General features: G+C 64.5%; 16 protein-coding genes. 1 reads left to right on the forward strand and 15 read right to left on the reverse strand.

All coding sequences use genetic code 11. The features are described 5' to 3' along the window. Positions 1-97: 97 nt before the first annotated feature. From tilS to tolQ, 9 genes are all read right to left on the reverse strand, one after another. On the reverse strand, positions 98-1,180 hold the full coding sequence (tilS, locus tag ABIB99_RS11340) for a tRNA lysidine(34) synthetase TilS (protein WP_354175838.1): 1,083 nt from the start codon (positions 1,178-1,180) through the stop codon (positions 98-100). A gap of 72 nt (positions 1,181-1,252) precedes the next feature. Then, positions 1,253-2,284: a tol-pal system protein YbgF gene (gene ybgF, locus ABIB99_RS11345; RefSeq protein WP_354175839.1), complete on the reverse strand. Its 1,032-nt coding sequence runs from the start codon at positions 2,282-2,284 to the stop codon at positions 1,253-1,255. 184 nt (positions 2,285-2,468) lie between these two features. After that, a complete protein-coding gene (gene pal, locus ABIB99_RS11350; RefSeq protein ID WP_028152222.1) occupies positions 2,469-2,957 on the reverse strand; it encodes a peptidoglycan-associated lipoprotein Pal in 489 nt (162 codons plus the stop codon). Between the two features lie 293 nt (positions 2,958-3,250). Next, on the reverse strand, positions 3,251-3,976 hold the full coding sequence (locus ABIB99_RS11355; RefSeq protein WP_085400848.1) for an N-acyl amino acid synthase FeeM domain-containing protein: 726 nt from the start codon (positions 3,974-3,976) through the stop codon (positions 3,251-3,253). Positions 3,977-4,172: 196 nt separating this feature from the next. Continuing rightward, complete coding sequence (locus tag ABIB99_RS11360; RefSeq protein ID WP_028152220.1) at positions 4,173-6,506, reverse strand: putative bifunctional diguanylate cyclase/phosphodiesterase; 2,334 nt, start codon at positions 6,504-6,506, stop codon at positions 4,173-4,175. 290 nt (positions 6,507-6,796) lie between these two features. Continuing rightward, positions 6,797-8,140 (reverse strand): Tol-Pal system beta propeller repeat protein TolB, encoded by a 1,344-nt coding sequence (gene tolB / locus ABIB99_RS11365; protein ID WP_049807612.1) that lies wholly within the window; start codon positions 8,138-8,140, stop codon positions 6,797-6,799. Between the two features lie 41 nt (positions 8,141-8,181). Beyond that, on the reverse strand, positions 8,182-9,138 hold the full coding sequence (tolA, locus tag ABIB99_RS11370) for a cell envelope integrity protein TolA (protein ID WP_166080000.1): 957 nt from the start codon (positions 9,136-9,138) through the stop codon (positions 8,182-8,184). A 4-nt stretch (positions 9,139-9,142) separates the two neighbouring features. Beyond that, on the reverse strand, positions 9,143-9,592 hold the full coding sequence (gene tolR, locus ABIB99_RS11375; protein WP_028152217.1) for a protein TolR: 450 nt from the start codon (positions 9,590-9,592) through the stop codon (positions 9,143-9,145). A gap of 43 nt (positions 9,593-9,635) precedes the next feature. Next, positions 9,636-10,352, reverse strand: coding sequence for a protein TolQ (gene tolQ / locus ABIB99_RS11380; RefSeq protein WP_014492404.1), 717 nt, complete (start codon positions 10,350-10,352; stop codon positions 9,636-9,638). A 757-nt stretch (positions 10,353-11,109) separates the two neighbouring features. Here tolQ and ggt point away from each other — a divergent pair. Next, positions 11,110-12,816, forward strand: a complete 1,707-nt coding sequence (ggt, locus tag ABIB99_RS11385; RefSeq protein ID WP_354176200.1) for a gamma-glutamyltransferase — start codon at positions 11,110-11,112, stop codon at positions 12,814-12,816. A 154-nt stretch (positions 12,817-12,970) separates the two neighbouring features. On the opposite strand, the gene ABIB99_RS11390 is transcribed toward ggt, so the two are convergent. The 6 genes from ABIB99_RS11390 to ABIB99_RS11415 all read right to left on the reverse strand — a co-directional run bounded on the left by ABIB99_RS11390 (position 12,971) and on the right by ABIB99_RS11415 (position 15,851). After that, positions 12,971-13,681, reverse strand: coding sequence for an SDR family NAD(P)-dependent oxidoreductase (locus tag ABIB99_RS11390; protein WP_354078636.1), 711 nt, complete (start codon positions 13,679-13,681; stop codon positions 12,971-12,973). Positions 13,682-13,706: 25 nt separating this feature from the next. Beyond that, positions 13,707-14,474 (reverse strand): serine acetyltransferase domain-containing protein, encoded by a 768-nt coding sequence (locus ABIB99_RS11395; RefSeq protein WP_354175841.1) that lies wholly within the window; start codon positions 14,472-14,474, stop codon positions 13,707-13,709. A 63-nt stretch (positions 14,475-14,537) separates the two neighbouring features. After that, positions 14,538-14,675 carry a hypothetical protein gene (locus ABIB99_RS11400; protein WP_187387923.1) on the reverse strand — a complete coding sequence of 46 codons (138 nt, stop codon included), beginning with the start codon at positions 14,673-14,675 and terminating at the stop codon, positions 14,538-14,540. Beyond that, positions 14,672-14,929, reverse strand: a complete 258-nt coding sequence (locus tag ABIB99_RS11405; protein ID WP_354175842.1) for a hypothetical protein — start codon at positions 14,927-14,929, stop codon at positions 14,672-14,674. The genes ABIB99_RS11400 and ABIB99_RS11405 overlap by 4 nt, the downstream gene beginning before the upstream one ends. A 67-nt stretch (positions 14,930-14,996) precedes the next feature. Further along, positions 14,997-15,164 (reverse strand): hypothetical protein, encoded by a 168-nt coding sequence (locus ABIB99_RS11410; RefSeq protein WP_144030761.1) that lies wholly within the window; start codon positions 15,162-15,164, stop codon positions 14,997-14,999. A gap of 201 nt (positions 15,165-15,365) precedes the next feature. Beyond that, positions 15,366-15,851, reverse strand: coding sequence for a DUF2852 domain-containing protein (locus ABIB99_RS11415; RefSeq protein ID WP_028152211.1), 486 nt, complete (start codon positions 15,849-15,851; stop codon positions 15,366-15,368). Positions 15,852-15,930 lie beyond the last annotated feature (79 nt).

The raw sequence follows: 15,930 nt of genomic DNA on the forward strand, positions 1-15,930 counted from the left end.
ATCTTAGAGCGATTCCCGCTGAAATAATGGCGATCTGCCCGGGGTTTTTCCTGCCTGGTTAAGGTGTCCTGACGGCACGCGGCCGAAACGGCCGGTGTCATGATCCGCCCTGATCCGCCCTCATCCGCCCCTTGGACCGCCGGGCCGGCGCCGGTGCGATGTGGATACGCCCCCCGGCAAGGCTGATCAAGGCTCCCGCAAGCGTCTGCTTCAGGACCGGCCGGCCATTTGCGGCTGCGCGGGGACCCGCAGCTATGGCCTGATCGAGCGCGGCCAGGAGGGTCTCGACCTTGCCGAGTTCCGCCGGCCCCTCATGACCAAGGGCATTGACGGCCCGCAGCAGGAGCCGCAGCCGGACCTCCTCCGGCAGATTGGCGAATGCCGAGGCCTCGAAGCTGCGACCGCCTGCCTGCGGCGCATCGCCGCGCGCCTGAAGCTGAAGGAAGCGTTCGGCGCCATCGACCAGCACGTCGACCGCCGCATTGGCGCGCGCCAGCCTGCCTGCGAGCCGCGCCAGGCTCCTGCTGTCGCCCCCCTCGGCCGCGAGCTGCTGCAGCAGCGCGCGCAGCCGCGGCCGGGTGAAGGCGGTGTCGCGATTGGTGGGATCATCGGCAAAGCCGATCTTCGCCCGCCTCAAGGTCGCGATCAGCTGCGACTTCGGGACATCGAGCAGCGGGCGTACCAGCACGACGCCGTCGCGCTCCGTGAGGCGCGCCATCGCCGACAGCCCGGCAAGCCCGCTGCCGCGGACAAGGCGCATCAACAGGGTCTCGGCCTGGTCGTCGCGGGTGTGGGCGGTCAGCACATGGCGCGCGCCGGCGTTGCGTGCAGCCTGCGCAAGCAGGCGGTAGCGGGCTTCGCGCGCAGCGGCAGGCAGTCCCGTGTTCGGCTTCGCGCCGCGCCAGCGCAGGGTCCGGTGTACCAGCCCGAGTTCAGCCGCCAGCCGCTTGACCTCGCGTGCCTCGCGCGCCGCCTCCGGGCGCAGGCCGTGATCGACGGTGACGACGGTCAGTTGCGGGCCGCGTGCCAGGCCGCGCTTCCAGCGTGCGGCGAGCCACATCAGCGCGACCGAGTCAGGTCCGCCGGAGACCGCGAGCACCAGCGCCGGCGCGCTTCTGAGCTCGGCGAAGAGCTGCTTCGCCGCGCGCGCAGAGATCGGTGAGTTGTCGTCGTCTGACATGACGCTGCCCAGGCAATCACCAGACTATTTAGCGCAGCGCCATCCGCATTGTCAGGGCGCAAATGCCGCGCGTCAGCACTTCACCCGCTTCTGCTCGCGATCGACGGCGGATTTGACGCCGGCGGAGGCGCGCGGATATTTGCGGCCGACCTCACCGAAGGCGGCGCAGGCGGCCTCTTTCTCCTTCAGCGCGGCCAGCGACTGGCCGAGCCGCAGCAGGGCATCCGGCGCCTTGGCGGACTTGTCGTATTTGGTGGTGACAGCGAGGAAGGCTTCCGCGGAGTCGCGATATTGCTGGCGCTGGAAATAGCTTTCGCCGAGCCAGTATTGCGCGTCGCCGAGCAGCGGATCGCTCGGATATTTCTGCGCAAAATTCTTCATGGTCTGCTCGGCCAGCGCATAGTCCTTGCGCTGCATGTAGCCGATGCCGAGGTCGAACTCGTCGCGCGGCGTTGCCGAGGGCGGCAGGGTCGTCAGGCCGGTGCCGCCCGATGGCGCTGGATAGCCCGATTGTGCCGGCGGGTAGCCGGGCTGGGCTGCCGGCGGCACGCCTTGCTGGTAGCGCGGGCTGGTGTTGGCGAGATCGAGCGGCTCGCCGGCAGCGCGCCCGCCGCCAGGGGCGCCTGCCGCCATCGGCTGCTGCCCGCCACCAAGCGCGCGCGGCGCGCCGGGCGCATTCGGGTTCTGGTTCGGATCGAAGGAATCACCGCGGCGGCGCACGCCGGGCGCACCGGGCGCCGGCTGCTCCTGAACGATCGGCGCGGGAGCCGCGATCTGCGGCTGCTCGTAATTCGGCTGAGCCTGTTGCTGCTGGCGATAGGCCGGCGCGGACTGCGCAGGCGGTACGGCTGCGACAGAGGGCTGGACCGGCACCTGTCCGGGCGCGGCTTGCGCGCCGCCCTCGAGCGCCCGCAGCCGCTCTTCGAGCTGGCGGTTGCGGTATTGCAGCTCCTCGTTCTGTCCGGTGAGCTGGCGCAGCTGGTTCTCCAGCCGCTCGATCCGCATCTCGGGGTCATCGTCCGACTGCGCCAGTGCAGGCGAGCACAAAGAGAACAGCGCGGCGATCGCCACGGTGCCGGTAAAGACCTTGGATCTGGATGACATCTTGCCCTGACGACGAAAACGAAATCTGCGACGGAACATGCGACGCGCCACACATTGAAAGGCAGTACGCCAAAAATGTGACTGGCACCACGGGGTTTCGGTCACAGATGGCTGAAACAAAACCGGCGCCCGAGAGGGCGCCGGCATAATCGGTTCCTGAAGATGAACGGCGCCTGACTGATCGTCAGGAGCTCGCGTTCAGCACGGTGACGGCGCGACGGTTCTGCGACCAGCAGGAAATATCGTTACAGACAGCGACCGGCCGCTCCTTGCCGTAGGAGATCGTGCGCATGCGGTTCGGATCGATGCCGCGCGAGGCGAGGAACGAACGCACCGACTGGGCGCGGCGGGCGCCGAGTGCGATGTTGTATTCGCGGGTGCCGCGCTCGTCGGCATGCCCCTCGATGGTGAAGCTGTACTGTCGATAGTTCTGGAGCCACTGAGCCTGCTTCTCCAGGGTCACGATCGCCTGCGGCGTCAGATCGGTCTGGTCGCTCTCGAAGAACACGCGGTCGCCCACGTTAACGACGAAATCCTGCTGGCTGCCAGGCGTCGCAGCATTGGCCATCGCATCCGTCGCTGCGTTCTTGTTCGCGCATGCGCCCATCGACAGCGCGATCGCAACCACCGCAGCCAGCTTCAATCCCTGGAGGATACGCATAGGGTATTTCATTCCGGAGCCTCCACGCTCACGTTCGTCCACTGCTGTCCGGTCTACAGGGGGTTGGTTAAGCGAACGTTCCGTCAACCTTGATGGAACCTTGCTTCAGCCGGTCAAATGCCCCCAAACCGCGAAAAGCAACCGTCATGGTTAATGGGTTCTAAATGTGGCGCGAGGGTGAAGGCAAGCTGCGGTAACGGCAAAAACGCCGGTATTTGCTGGAATTTTGGGCGCGAACGATGATGGGGATGAACGGAGCCCCGGCCGAAAGGCGCGCGGCGGCTCAAGGCGGTGACGGCAGGCAATCAGACGTGAACGGCTTCCGGGACCAGTGACGACCGCTGCGGGATCTCGCGCTGTCCGCCGCGCCCGAACAGCATCCGCCGCTCGAAGGCGGTGGAGCGCATGATCGGATAGCGCTCGAACACCTTCTTCCGGAAAGTCGGGAAATCCGCCGCCATCAGGCCGAACGGCTTGGTGAGGCCCGGAACCAGGCGGGGTTCGGCGATCGTCTCGTGCAGGAATACCCGCCGGTAGAAGGCCTGATGCTCGGGACGCACGATGGCGAGGCCGAGATCGGCATTGAAGTGCTCGCACGCCATGTAGGCGAGCCGGGTCGTCAGATAGGGCAATTCCGGAACCCGCTTCACCTGGTCGGGATCGGCGACAAAACGGGTTGGGTCGATCATGACCTCGCCGCGATCGAGCCGCGGCAGCAGGATGTCGGGGAAGACGTCGGCCGAGGTGGACTCGCGCCATTCCGAGGTCAGCACGCTGATGCGCACGGAGCTGCAGAGCTGGCCACGGAGATAGACGCCGAAGGTCCACGCGTTCGGCAGCTCATCGTAGCGGTCGGTGACCCGGGCTTCGGCGGATTCCCTGACGGCACCCTCGCGCAGATAGGCGCGGTAGCGGAGGTTGTAGATTTGCTCCTTCTCCGCGTCCGTCGCCGCGAGATGATAGTCGACGTCGGTCAGAAGCTCCGCTCCCCGTCCAACAGCCGAAATGACAGATCTGGCTGAGGACTGCATTCGAACTCCTTACCCACCACCAACAACACCACGCGAACCTGGGCCATTTGCCGCTGAACAACTTGCGCGCGCGTGACGATTTATTAACACCTCCTTAACGACGATGCAAAGCAATCGACGCGATAGGGTTAACCCCCGTAGCACTACGGTCGGTTCAGCAACTACCTGAAACGACGTGCAATTTCTGGATGTGGACTCAGGCGAAGGAGCGTGAGCTGACAACCTGGAGCAGGCCCTCGCCGCGCCGTCCATGCGAGGCGTTGAGGAGCTGGCGCATCCGCACGGCGGGCACCGGACGGCTGAACAGATAGCCTTGCGCCTCGGAGACGGTGCCGTCTGCGCTGATCAACTCGAGCTGCTCATTGGTCTCGATGCCCTCGACCACCACGGCCATGCCGAGGTCGGCCGACAGCCGCGCCACGCCACGCAGCAGCGTCAGCGGCCGGTCGGTGTCGATGCCCTCGAGGAAGGAGCGGTCGATCTTCACCTTCTGCATCGGGAAATTGTGCAGATAGCTGAGGCTGGAATAGCCGGTGCCGAAATCGTCGAGCGAGATGCGCACGCCGAGCGCATGCAGTTGCGACAGCGTGTCGTGGGTGAGCTGGGTGTTACGAAGCAGCGAGGACTCCGTGATCTCGATCTCCAGCCGGTGGGCCGGCAGCCCCGAGACCTCGAGCGCGTAGCGGATTTCGCTGAGCACGTCGCGCTGGTGGAATTGCTGCGGCGAGAAGTTGACGGCGACGCTGACGCCGTCGGGCCACTTCATGCATTCCATGCAGGCGCGGCGCAGGATCCAGCGGCCGAGATCGACGATCAGCCCCATGTCTTCGGCGACCGGGATGATGTCGACCGGCGAGACCGTGCCGCGCACCGGATGATTCCAGCGCAGCAGCGCCTCGCAGGTCGTGATCTTGCCGGACTTCAGATTGACCAGCGGCTGGTAGAACAGCTCGAACTCCTCGTTGGCCAGCGCCTTGCGCAGGTCGAGCTCGAGAATGCGGCGGGCCTCGACGGTGGCCGCCATCTCGTCGCGGAAGAAGCAGAAGGTGCCGCGGCCGTCAGCCTTGGCGCGGTAGAGCGCCATGTCGGCGTTCTTGAGCAGCGTGTCGGCCCTGACGTCGCCGTCCGGCGAGGTCAGCGCGATGCCGACGCTGGCGCCGATCTCGACCAGGTGATTGTCGATGCGATAGCGCTCGCTCAGGCGTTCGACGATGCGGCGGGCGAGGCTCGCGGCATCCTCGGCGGAGCTGATGTTCTGCTGGAACACGACGAACTCGTCGCCGCCGAAGCGGGCGACGAAATCCTCGGGACGCAGCATCTCGCGCAGGCGGTTGGCGACCGCGCACAGGAGCTGGTCGCCGCAGGGATGGCCGAGCGTGTCGTTGACCTGCTTGAACTGGTCGAGATCGACGAACAGCAGCGCCGAGAGGCGCTCGGCGTCGTGCGAGATCGCCAGCAACCGTTCGATCTCGTCGCGGAACGAGACCCGGTTGGGCAGCGCCGTGAGCTCGTCATAGCGGGCGAGATGGGTGATCCGGGCTTCCGCGTTGGTACGCTCGGTGATGTCTTCCAGCAGCAGCACCGTGCCGCCGCCGGTCATCGGCTGGAACGTCCAGGCGAGTGCGCGGCCGCGCGAAGAGTCAGGATCGGTGGTGACGATCTCGCAGATCCGCGCATGCTCGATCTCGGCCAGGATCTGCTTGCCGCTCTCCGCCGAGATGGAGCCGGCGGCGATACAGGCTGACACGATGTCGGCAGCGGTGGCGCCACGCTTGACCAGATCTTCGGGCAACGCCATCAGCTCGCCGAAGCGATGGTTCATCACCGCAAGGCGGCCGTCGGCGCGAAACATGCACAGGCCATGCGGCATGTTGTTGAGCGCGGTGTCGAACTGGCTTGCCAGCGCGGACTCACGGAAGCTCGAGGTCAGCGCCTTGACGAAGATCGCATGCAGGCTGAGATTGATGTTCTTCAGCCCGACGAAGAAGAACACGAGCAGGACGGCGAGCCCGATGTGGTAGAAGCCGCCATGCAGCAGCAGCGCGAGCGACATCGGTGCGCAGGCGAGCGCGACGTGCCACTGGATCACCCGGGGCTGGCCGTAATTGCGGGCGGCGCCGCCCGCGGTGTAGCCGATGCCGATGGCGACACAGAGCATGTCGGCAATCGGATCGTCATTGTTGTAGATGACGACGAAGGACCACAGGCCGAGCACCGCCGCATAGCTGAGCGCGCCGAGCCAGTAGCGCGGCTCCAGGTGCTTGGCTTCCTCGAACGACAGTGGGTGCGTGCGGTTTTCGTATCCGCGCATCTGGAACGCGCGCGCGGTGCCGATCGCGATCAGCAGAAATGCGAGCGGCCACAGCCAGACATCGCCTGTCTTCAGCGCAGTCATGACCGCGGCCACGGCCGCGGAGGCCGAGCCCAGGAAAATCGCCCAGAAATTCTGCACCATAGAGTTGATGAGAGCGGCGTAGAGTATCGGCTCCAGCTCGTCTCGATCGCTCTGCTTCTGGTCGGCCAGCTGCATCGGCTTGTTACGCGTCCTGTTTGGCGCGTACTTTTACCCAGACCTGATGAAGCCTTTCTGAGGGAACATCGTTAAAGTCGAGTTGTTTTTCGGCAATAGCGAACATGTTTCCGCTGAAATATCAAGCAACTAGGCAAGCGTTGCCGGGCACAAGGTGAAGGAAAGCTTGCGTCCCGCACCAAACCCCGAAAAAATCGGCATGTTTTTTCGAAAACATCGCGCGTCTGAACGCGCAATGTCTTAGCCCCGATGTTTCACGCGAACCTGTATCCGCTTCGCTCGCAAGCGCTCTAGCCGGGTGTCGAGGACAGCAGCGGCGACCATGCCGGGTCGGAGGCGAAGCCCGGCGTCGGCACCTTGAGCTCGTTGCGGCCGGAGATGTCGACGGAGAACAGCGACGGCCCGCCGCTGCCGCCGGGATCGCGGAAGAACATCAGCACGCGGCCGTTCGGCGAGAAGGTCGGCCCTTCGTTGTGATAGCCCGAGGTGAGCAGACGCTCGCCGGAGCCGTCCGGCTTCATGACGCCGATCGAGAACTGCCCGCCGCCCTGCCTGGTGAAGGCGATGTAATCGCCACGCGGCGACCACACCGGCGTCGAATAGGTGGCGTTGGTGTCGTCCTTGGAGAAGGAGATGCGCTGCGCCTGTCCGCCGCCCGCGGCCATCACATAGATCTGCGACCTGCCGCCGCGATCGGACTCGAAGCAGATGCGGGTGCCGTCCGGTGAGTAGGACGGAGAGGTGTCGATCGCCGGCGTATCGGTGAGGCGCGTGGTCGAGCGCGAGCGCAGATCCATCACGAACAGGTTCGAATTGCCGCCCTGCTGCAAGCTCATGATGACGCGCTGGCCGTCCGGCGAGAAGCGCGGCGCGAAGGTCATGCCGGGGAAATTGCCGACGATCTCGCGCTGGCCGGTCTCGATGTTGAAGAGATAGACCTTCGGATCGCCCTGGCCGAACTCCATGTAGGTGATCTCTTGCGAGTTCGGCGAGAAGCGCGGCGTCAGCACGAGGTCGGAGCCGCGGGTCAGATAGCGCACATTGGCACCGTCCTGGTCCATCATCGCGAGCCGCTTGACGCGACGCTCCTTCGGGCCGGTCTCGTCCACGAACACCACACGGCTGTCGAAATAGCCCTTTTCGCCGGTCATCTGCTCATAGATCTGGTCGGAGATGATGTGGGCGATACGGCGCCAATATTCCGGCGAGGTGAAATATTGCTGGCCCGCAAGCTGCTGGCCCGTGATGACGTCCCACAGGCGGAATTCCGCCTTGAGCCTTCCGTCCTGCCCCCGCGTCATGCGGCCGGTGACAAGGGCCTGGGCGTTGATGGTCTTCCAGTTCTGGAATTGCGGCGCGACGTCGATGTTGCTGATGCGCTCGATGAAGGCGGCCTGGTCGATCGGTGCGAACAGGCCCGACCGCTTCAGATTGTTGGTGATGACCTGGGTGACGCCGTTGCTGACGTCGCCGTCGGCGGGCGAGCCCGGCACGAAGTTGGAGATCGCGATCGGGATCGGCCGAAACTCCGTTGGATTGAGTTCGAGCCGCTTTTGGCCCTGGGCCAGGGCATGTCCGCCCCCGAGCGTCGCGAGCGCCGATCCTGTGAGCGTCATGAAGCGGCGGCGGTTCATCGATAGGACGTCATTCATCGCAAAATTCTTTTGTTCGGATGTCACAACATATCTTTCAGGCCGAAGCGCATTGGAATGGTCTTCCAGGTGTCATACTGCTGCTTCGGCAGGAACGAATAGACCTGACACTGCACGATGGCGCGCTTGGCGCTCTCCGCCACCGCCTGAGCAATCGACCGAGACGGGCCGCGAACCGCGACGATAACCGGCTCGGACGCAAGCGAGCCGTCGATTTTCATCGGGATATCGATGTCAGCCTCGTACTGCTCGGCGTCTTGCCCGTTATAGGTGGGCGTGAAGCAGCGCCGGACCGCATTCGTGAACGCGCCTCCCCACGTCGCAACGTTGTTGGCAGCAGTCCCGGTCGTCGATCCCAGCGCAGCCGACGCATTCAGCGCCGCGCCGGAGAGCTCGTGCCGGGTCGCCGCGCGCTTGTCGAGGTCGCGCTGGATCTGCGCGGGATCGAAGCTGCGCTCCTTGGGCTTCGGTTGCTGTTGCGGCTGCACCGCCGCGACCTTCTGCTCGACTGGCTTCGGCGGAGGCTTCTTGGTCTCCAGCTTCTTCTGGAGCTCGGCGATCGGATCTTCCTTGGCCGGATCAGGCTTCTTTTCCTGCGGCTTCGGCTCTTCCTTCGGCTTGGCCTCGGCAACGGGCTTGGGCGGCTCGGGCTTCTTCTCGACCGGCTTCTCGACGGGTTTCGGCGGCGGCTCGGGCGTCGAGTTGGTCTTGATCAGCTCTTTCTTCTCGGTGACCTTGCCGACGGCGTCTTCCTCGGGCTTGGCTTCCGCGATCTTCTCGACCTTGGGCTTCGGCTCTTCCTTCTTGCCGGTCTTCTGCCCCGACATCATCTGCGCAAGCTGATCGGTGGAGATGATGTCGATCGGAAGCGACTCTTCCGCGACAAAGGCCTTGCTGCTAAAGGTGACCAGTCCCCATCCAAGCACGAGGACGTGGAGGGCAATCGACGCAACGAGTGTCTTGTCGACGTTCACCTTCACCGGTTTACCCCTGATCCGCCTCGGTCACGAGCGCCAGCTTCTTGAAGCCCGCGCCGGACAACAGGCCCATGACCTTGGCCACCGTTCCGTAATCCGCCTTCTTGTCCGCGCGAAGATAGATGCGCTCCTCGAGCCCGCCGCGCGCGTCCGTGATCGCCTTCAGCTTCGGGATCAACTCGTTGATCGCGATTTCGGCGTCGTTGATGAAGACCTTGCCCTTGATGTCGACCGACATCTGGATCGGCTTCTGATCGTTGTTTTCGAGGCTCTTGGCCTGGGTCTGCGGCAGGTCGAGCGGCACACCGACCGTCAACATCGGAGCCGACACCATGAAGATGATGAGCAGCACCAGCATCACGTCCACCATCGGCGTGACGTTGATCTCGGCCACGACGGGCTTGCGCCGGCCACGGCGCCCGCCGCCTCCGGACGAACTAGCTACGTTCATCGCCATGATCGAGTGCCCAAATTGCCCCTCACACTATACATGCCGTCCGTCAGCCCCGCTCGTCGATCTGACGCGACAGAATGGCGGAAAATTCATCGGCGAAACCTTCCAGCCGCTGGGCCTGCCGGTTCACCTCGGAAGTGAACTTATTGTAGAAAATAGTGGCAGGAATGGCGGCGATAAGGCCGACGGCGGTCGCAAACAGCGCTTCCGCGATGCCCGGCGCGACCACCGCCAGGGAGGTATTTTTCGATGCCGCGATCGACTGGAAGCTCGACATGATGCCCCAGACCGTGCCGAACAGGCCGACAAAGGGGCCGGCGGAGCCGACGGTGGCGAGCACCAGCAGCCGGCGTTCCAGCCGCTCGACCTCGCGGGCGATCGAGACGTTCATCACCTTGTCGATGCGCATCTGAAGGCCCGCGACCGAGCGGGCGTGGCTCTCGAACGAGCGCTTCCATTCGCGCATGGCGGCGACGAAGCAGGCCGCCATGGAATGCGTCGGCTTGGCCGAGAGCGTGCGATAAAGCTCCTCGATCGACTCGCCGGACCAGAAGGCCTGCTCGAACCGGTCCATCGAGCGCCGCGTGCGCGCGTAAAGAAAGATCTTGTCGATCGCGATGGCCCAAACCCAGACCGAGCAGGCGAGAAGCCCCAGCATCACTGCTTTCACGATCCAGTGAGCCTGCCAGAACAGCGCAATCAGCGACACGTCCGCGGAAGCGGCAACCGGAAGGGCTGACTGAGCCACGTCGGCCGGATTCATAAGCAGTATCCTCTCAAGGCGATCATTTACCTGACCTCTCCGGCCAGCAAATGGCTGCCGGTTCCCCAACAGCCGCGCTAGCACCGGCGCGGCCGGCAAGCCCGCTCAAAGCCTTGTCTTTACTGGGGTACAGGGGCTCGTCCAAAGCCGGCCGCCTGCATTCCCTGCCAAGATGTCAAAACTATGGGCCTCGAGCACGGCTCCGGGCACGACTGTCCGCAATTACCAGAGCCCGCCGATGGTTAACGTGCGGTTACCACGGCCGAATTTGGCTGCCGGAAAGGTAGGCAGCGCAGGCGGTTGGCCGCTTTGCCGCGGGGAGGCGCTACGTGCCTGCCGAGGTATTCGAGCCGCCCGCTCCGGGCGAGGTCGGTTCCCTCCCCCCTTGCGGGGGAGGGCTAGGGAGAGGGGTACCACACGGGGACTCCCGCCGTGATGAAATCGGACGCACGCAACGAGCAATTTTTCCTGCGCTACCCCTCTCCCCCGCCCTCCCCCGCAAGGGGGGAGCGCAGTGGGACTCGTGGCACTACGACACCGGGCACAACGGATGCCCCTTCTGGAACCTCCTCCCCTGCCCACCCCGAAATCGCAGGGAGCTTAGCGTGGCCACAGCTACACCACGACCACATGCTCCATCTCGCATCTCACGGCGGGCGCGAGCTGATAGGCTGCGCTCGCGGACAACAACGTGCCGGCATCACCGGCCCAGCCTGAGGAGCGTCCAGTGCCGAAACCACAAACCAATGTGCGGTGGATGGCCGCCGCGATCATATCGGTCAGCCTCGTCACGTTCGGCGCCGCGCGCGCGGCGTCGGTCGCACCGGTCGCCGCGCAAAACGGCATGGTGGTGTCCGCGCAGCATCTGGCGACCCAGGTGGGTGTCGATGTGCTGAAGCGCGGCGGCAATGCCGTCGATGCCGCTGTGGCCGTCGGTTATGCCTTGGCCGTCGTCTATCCGGCCGCCGGCAATCTCGGTGGTGGCGGCTTCATGACGATCCAACTCGCCGACGGCCGCAAGACCTTCCTCGATTTCCGCGAGACCGCGCCCAAGGCGGCGACGGCCAATATGTATCTCGACAAGGATGGCAACGTCATCAAGGGCATCTCGACCAAGGGGCATCTGGCTGTGGGTGTGCCAGGCTCCGTCTCGGGCATGGAATATGCGCGCGAAAAATACGGCACCATGAAGCGCGCCGACCTGCTCGCTCCCGCGATCCAGTTCGCCGAACAGGGATTTGTACTCGACCAGGGGGACATCGACCTGCTGCGCTCGGCAACCGACGATTTCAAGGACGATCCAGCATCGAGCGCGATCTTCCTCAACAACGGCCAGCCGTTCGGCGTGGGCGATCGACTGCTGCAATCCGAACTGGCGAAAACCCTGCGCGAGATCAGCAGCAAGGGCACCGACGGCTTCTACAAGGGCTGGGTCGGCAGCGCCATCGTGGCATCGAGCCAGGCCGGCAAGGGCCTGCTGACGCAGGACGACCTCGACGGCTACAAGACGCGCGAGCTCGCACCTGTCGAATGCGACTATCGCGGCTATCACGTGATTTCCGCGCCGCCACCGAGCTCGGGCGGCGTCGTCATCTGCGAGATCCTGAATATCCTGGAGGGCTACCCTCTGAAGGAGCTGGGCTACCATTCCGCGCAGGCCGTGCACGTGCAGATCGAGGCCATGCGGCATGCCTACGTGGACCGCAACAGCTATCTCGGCGATCCGGATTTCGTGAAGAATCCGCTCGACCGCCTGCTCGACAAGAATTACGCGACCAAGATCCGCGCCGTGATCGATCCGAACAAGGCCGCAATCTCCAAGGACATCAAGCCGGGCGTCGCGCCGCACGAGGGCAGCAACACCACGCACTATTCAATCGCGGACAAGGACGGCAACGCGGTATCGGTGACGTACACGCTGAACGATTGGTTCGGCGCCAAGGTGACGGCGGCCAAGACCGGCGTGCTGCTGAACGACGAAATGGACGACTTCACGGCCAAGGTCGGGGTGCCGAACCTGTATGGCCTGGTGCAGGGTGAGGCCAACGCGATTGCTCCCGGCAAGCGTCCACTGTCCTCGATGAGCCCGACCATCGTCACCAAGGACGGCAAGACCGTCATGGTGGTGGGCACGCCCGGCGGCAGCCGCATCATCACGGCGGTCCTGCAGACCATGATCAATGCGATCGACTACGGCATGAACGCGCAGGAAGCCGTCGACATGCCGCGCATCCACCAGCAATGGCTGCCTGATATGACCAATGTCGAGGACTATGCGCTGTCACCAGACACGCGCAAGATCCTGGAAGGCATGGGCCACAAATTCGGACTGCCGCAACCGGCCAACCATCTCGCGGTCATCATCGTCGGCGCGCCGTCGCTGAACGGCGAGCAAGTCGGCAATAATCGTTACTACGGTGCGAACGATCCACGCCGAAACTCGGGATTGGCCGCCGGGTATTGAGACAACGCGTAGGGTGGGCAAAGGCGCGAAGCGCCGTGCCCACCGCTTCTGTAGAAGCGGTCGAGGTGGGCACGCTTCCGCCTTCGCTCTTCGAGCTACGGCGGACAAGTCGCTTTGCCCACCCTACGGGAGCTCTGCCCGGCAGTCGCGCCCCTCACCACTTCTCCTTCGAGGTTCGCACGTCGAGCTCGAACGACCAGGCGCGCTCGGGCTGGCGATAGAGGAAGGCGAACGCATCGACGATGCCATCGATGTCGATCAGACTGTCCTCGCGGCCGGCCGCATCCGGGAATCGTGAAAAGATCTTGTCGCCGGCGATCGCGCCATCGACCACGACATGGCCGACATGGATGCCGTCGCTCGCGTATTCCTTGGCCATCGCCTGCGCTAGCGTGCGCAGGCCGGCCTTGGACGAGTTGAAGGCGCCGTAGCCGGAGCGTCCGCGCAGCGAGGCACTGGCGCCGGTGAACAGCAGCGTGCCGGTCTTCTTCGGCACCATGCGCCGCACCGCCTCGCGGCCGAACAGGAAGCCACCGAAGCAGACCACGCGCCAGGCGTTCTCGAAATAGTCGGCCTCCATCTCGATGATCTTGCCGGGCGTGTTGTTGCCGGCGTTGTAGATGGCGAGGTCGAGGTTGTCGCCGGCGGCATCGAACAGCGCGACGATGTCCCCCTCCCTGGTCGCATCAGCAACGAAGGGTACGGCTGCGCCGCCCGCCTTCGTGATGTCGTCGACAACGGCCTGCAAGGCAGACAGCGTCCGGCCCGCGACGATCACCTTGAGCCCATCGGCCGCAAGGCGCTTGCAAAGCCGGGCTCCGAGCCCGCGGTCCGGACCAACGCCGATCACGATTGCCGTCTTCATTGCAACTCTCCGAAGGTTGATGGGGTCAAGCCGCCGAGGCAGGTTCGGGGCAATTGGTCAATCGCGCGGGATTGCCGATCGCGGTGCAGCCAGCGGGCACGTCACCGGTCACAACAGCGCCGGCACCGATCTTTGCGAAATCACCGATATTGATGTCACCGAGAATGGTCGCGCCGCCACCGATGTAGACGCCGCGGCCGATGCGCGGCGAACGCGTCGGCAATTCACCGCGACGGCCGATGCTGACGCTCTGGAGGATGGTGACCTCGTCGCCGATCACCACATTCGCACCAATCACGATGCCGGTGGCGTGGTCGAGATAGACGGACGATCCAATGGATGCGGCCGGATGAATGCTGATCTGCAGCAGGTTGGACGCCTCGTTCTGAAACAGCAGCGCCGCGTCGCGATGGTCATGACGCCAGAGCCAGTTCGAGACGCGCCAGGCTTGCAGCGCGACGTAGCCCTTGTAATGCAGCAGCGGCGGCAGCAGGTCGGTGATGGCGGGATCGCGCAATGCGATGGCCTGCAAATCTCGGCTGGCGGTTTCGATCAGGTCTGGCTCGCCTTGAAAGGCGTCGCGGGAATAGGACGTGAAGCGCGTGCGCCCGGTGGTGCCGCTGCCGAGCCGCTGCCCGATCAAATCGGCCAAAGCGGCGGCAAAATCATCATGAGCGAGAATGGCACGCGCAAGGGCCATGCCGAACACGGGGTCGGCATCGGCCGCGCGCTGCGCCTCGCTGCGGACCTGTTGCCAGAGGCCGTCGCTCGCCGTGATCGCAGCTTCCGCCATTGTCGCCTCCGGTCCGCCCACTCTTGTGAAGGCGAATATAGGCGGTCCGGGTCGGGGCGCCAGTCACGCCGCCGGGACGCGCTTGCTTTCGCCCTCAAGACCGGGCCGGGCCCGCTTGCGCAGGCTGAGCGCGTAGAGCCAGCCGCCCGCCGCGATGAGCACCGGCAGGACGAAGAGCGCGACATCGCGGAGCAGGATCATGGGGCGATGCTCCCCTTTGCAAACGAGACCGCGCGGCTGAGTGCGTACGAGGCGAACCAATAGAGATAAAGGCTGAGAAAGAACCGCCAGGATTCGCCGAGCTGCCACTGCGGATAGAGCTGGACTTCCGTCGGCCATCCATTGAGGAACGCGATCGCCACCGGCACGATGTTTCCGAACCGGTCGAACAGCGCCGAGGCGCGCTCAAGGAGCGCGATGCTGTGGCTGATCTCTTTGCGTCCGGCATTGGTCATGGTCGTACCCGTCAGCGCGTGGGAGATGCGGCGTCAGGGCTTGGTCGGGCGTGGTGCGGATCAGGTTCTACCGATCCTGCACATGTACGTGATCAACGCCGCAGAACGCACGCCCGCCGGCGCAGAGGCGAAAATGACAATCGGGATCGGACGCGCAACTGCCATAGACCAAGCCGATGTAGCCCAGCACCGCCAGGGCGGTCACGGCAAGCAGCAGGCGGGTGTAGAGGTCCATGATGCGCGTCGTCCAGCAGCGCGGCGGATTGAGGTGGCACGCGCAAGTCTTGGTGTCGGTTCGCCGGCAGTTGGTTCTGGTCCCCCAAAAACCAAACCGCCCGCCTGCGGGTTGCGCAGGCGGGCGGCTCGGGGCCATCAGGACTTTGGGGGCATGCGCCTGAAGGCTTTGAGAGGCAGACCCCGGATCAGCCGTTTTAGATCAGCCCTGCGGCTGGTCGGTCGGCGGCGGGGTCGGGCGCGTCTTGTGCTGCGCCATGAACTGGTCGAACTCTTCCTTGTCCTTGGCGTGACGCAGACGGTCGAGGAAGTTCCTGAACTCGACCTGCTCTTCCTCGAGCCGCTGCAGCGTCTCGGTGCGGTATTCGTCGAAGGCACGGTTGCCGCTCGAGGGCGGGCCGAAGCCGAAGCCGAAACCACGGCGCTCCATGCGGCCGCGCATGCGGTCCATCTTGTACTGCATCCGCTCCATCTTGTTCTGCCAGCGATCCTGGTGGCTCCAGCAACCCATTTTTCTGCTCCCGAGTGTGAAAAAGAGAAGGGCAAGTCCGATCGGCCACCAGATGATGAAGCCGAGGATGGTCACGGCGATCCAGCCGGGATGCCAGGGCGTATCGAGCATGTGGGGGCGCTCATAGCGTTCGTCAGAGGAACCGCGCCATCGATTGACATCAGCGGTGTAGGCCATTTCCATCTCCATCACGGCACCAGCGCCGTTGTGAATGTAAATAACATTTACATAGCTAGACCATCCCGCGATTTTGTCA

The sequence above is a fragment of the Bradyrhizobium sp. LA6.1 genome, assembly GCF_040547805.1.
GTDB classification, from domain to species: Bacteria; Pseudomonadota; Alphaproteobacteria; order Rhizobiales; family Xanthobacteraceae; genus Bradyrhizobium; species Bradyrhizobium barranii.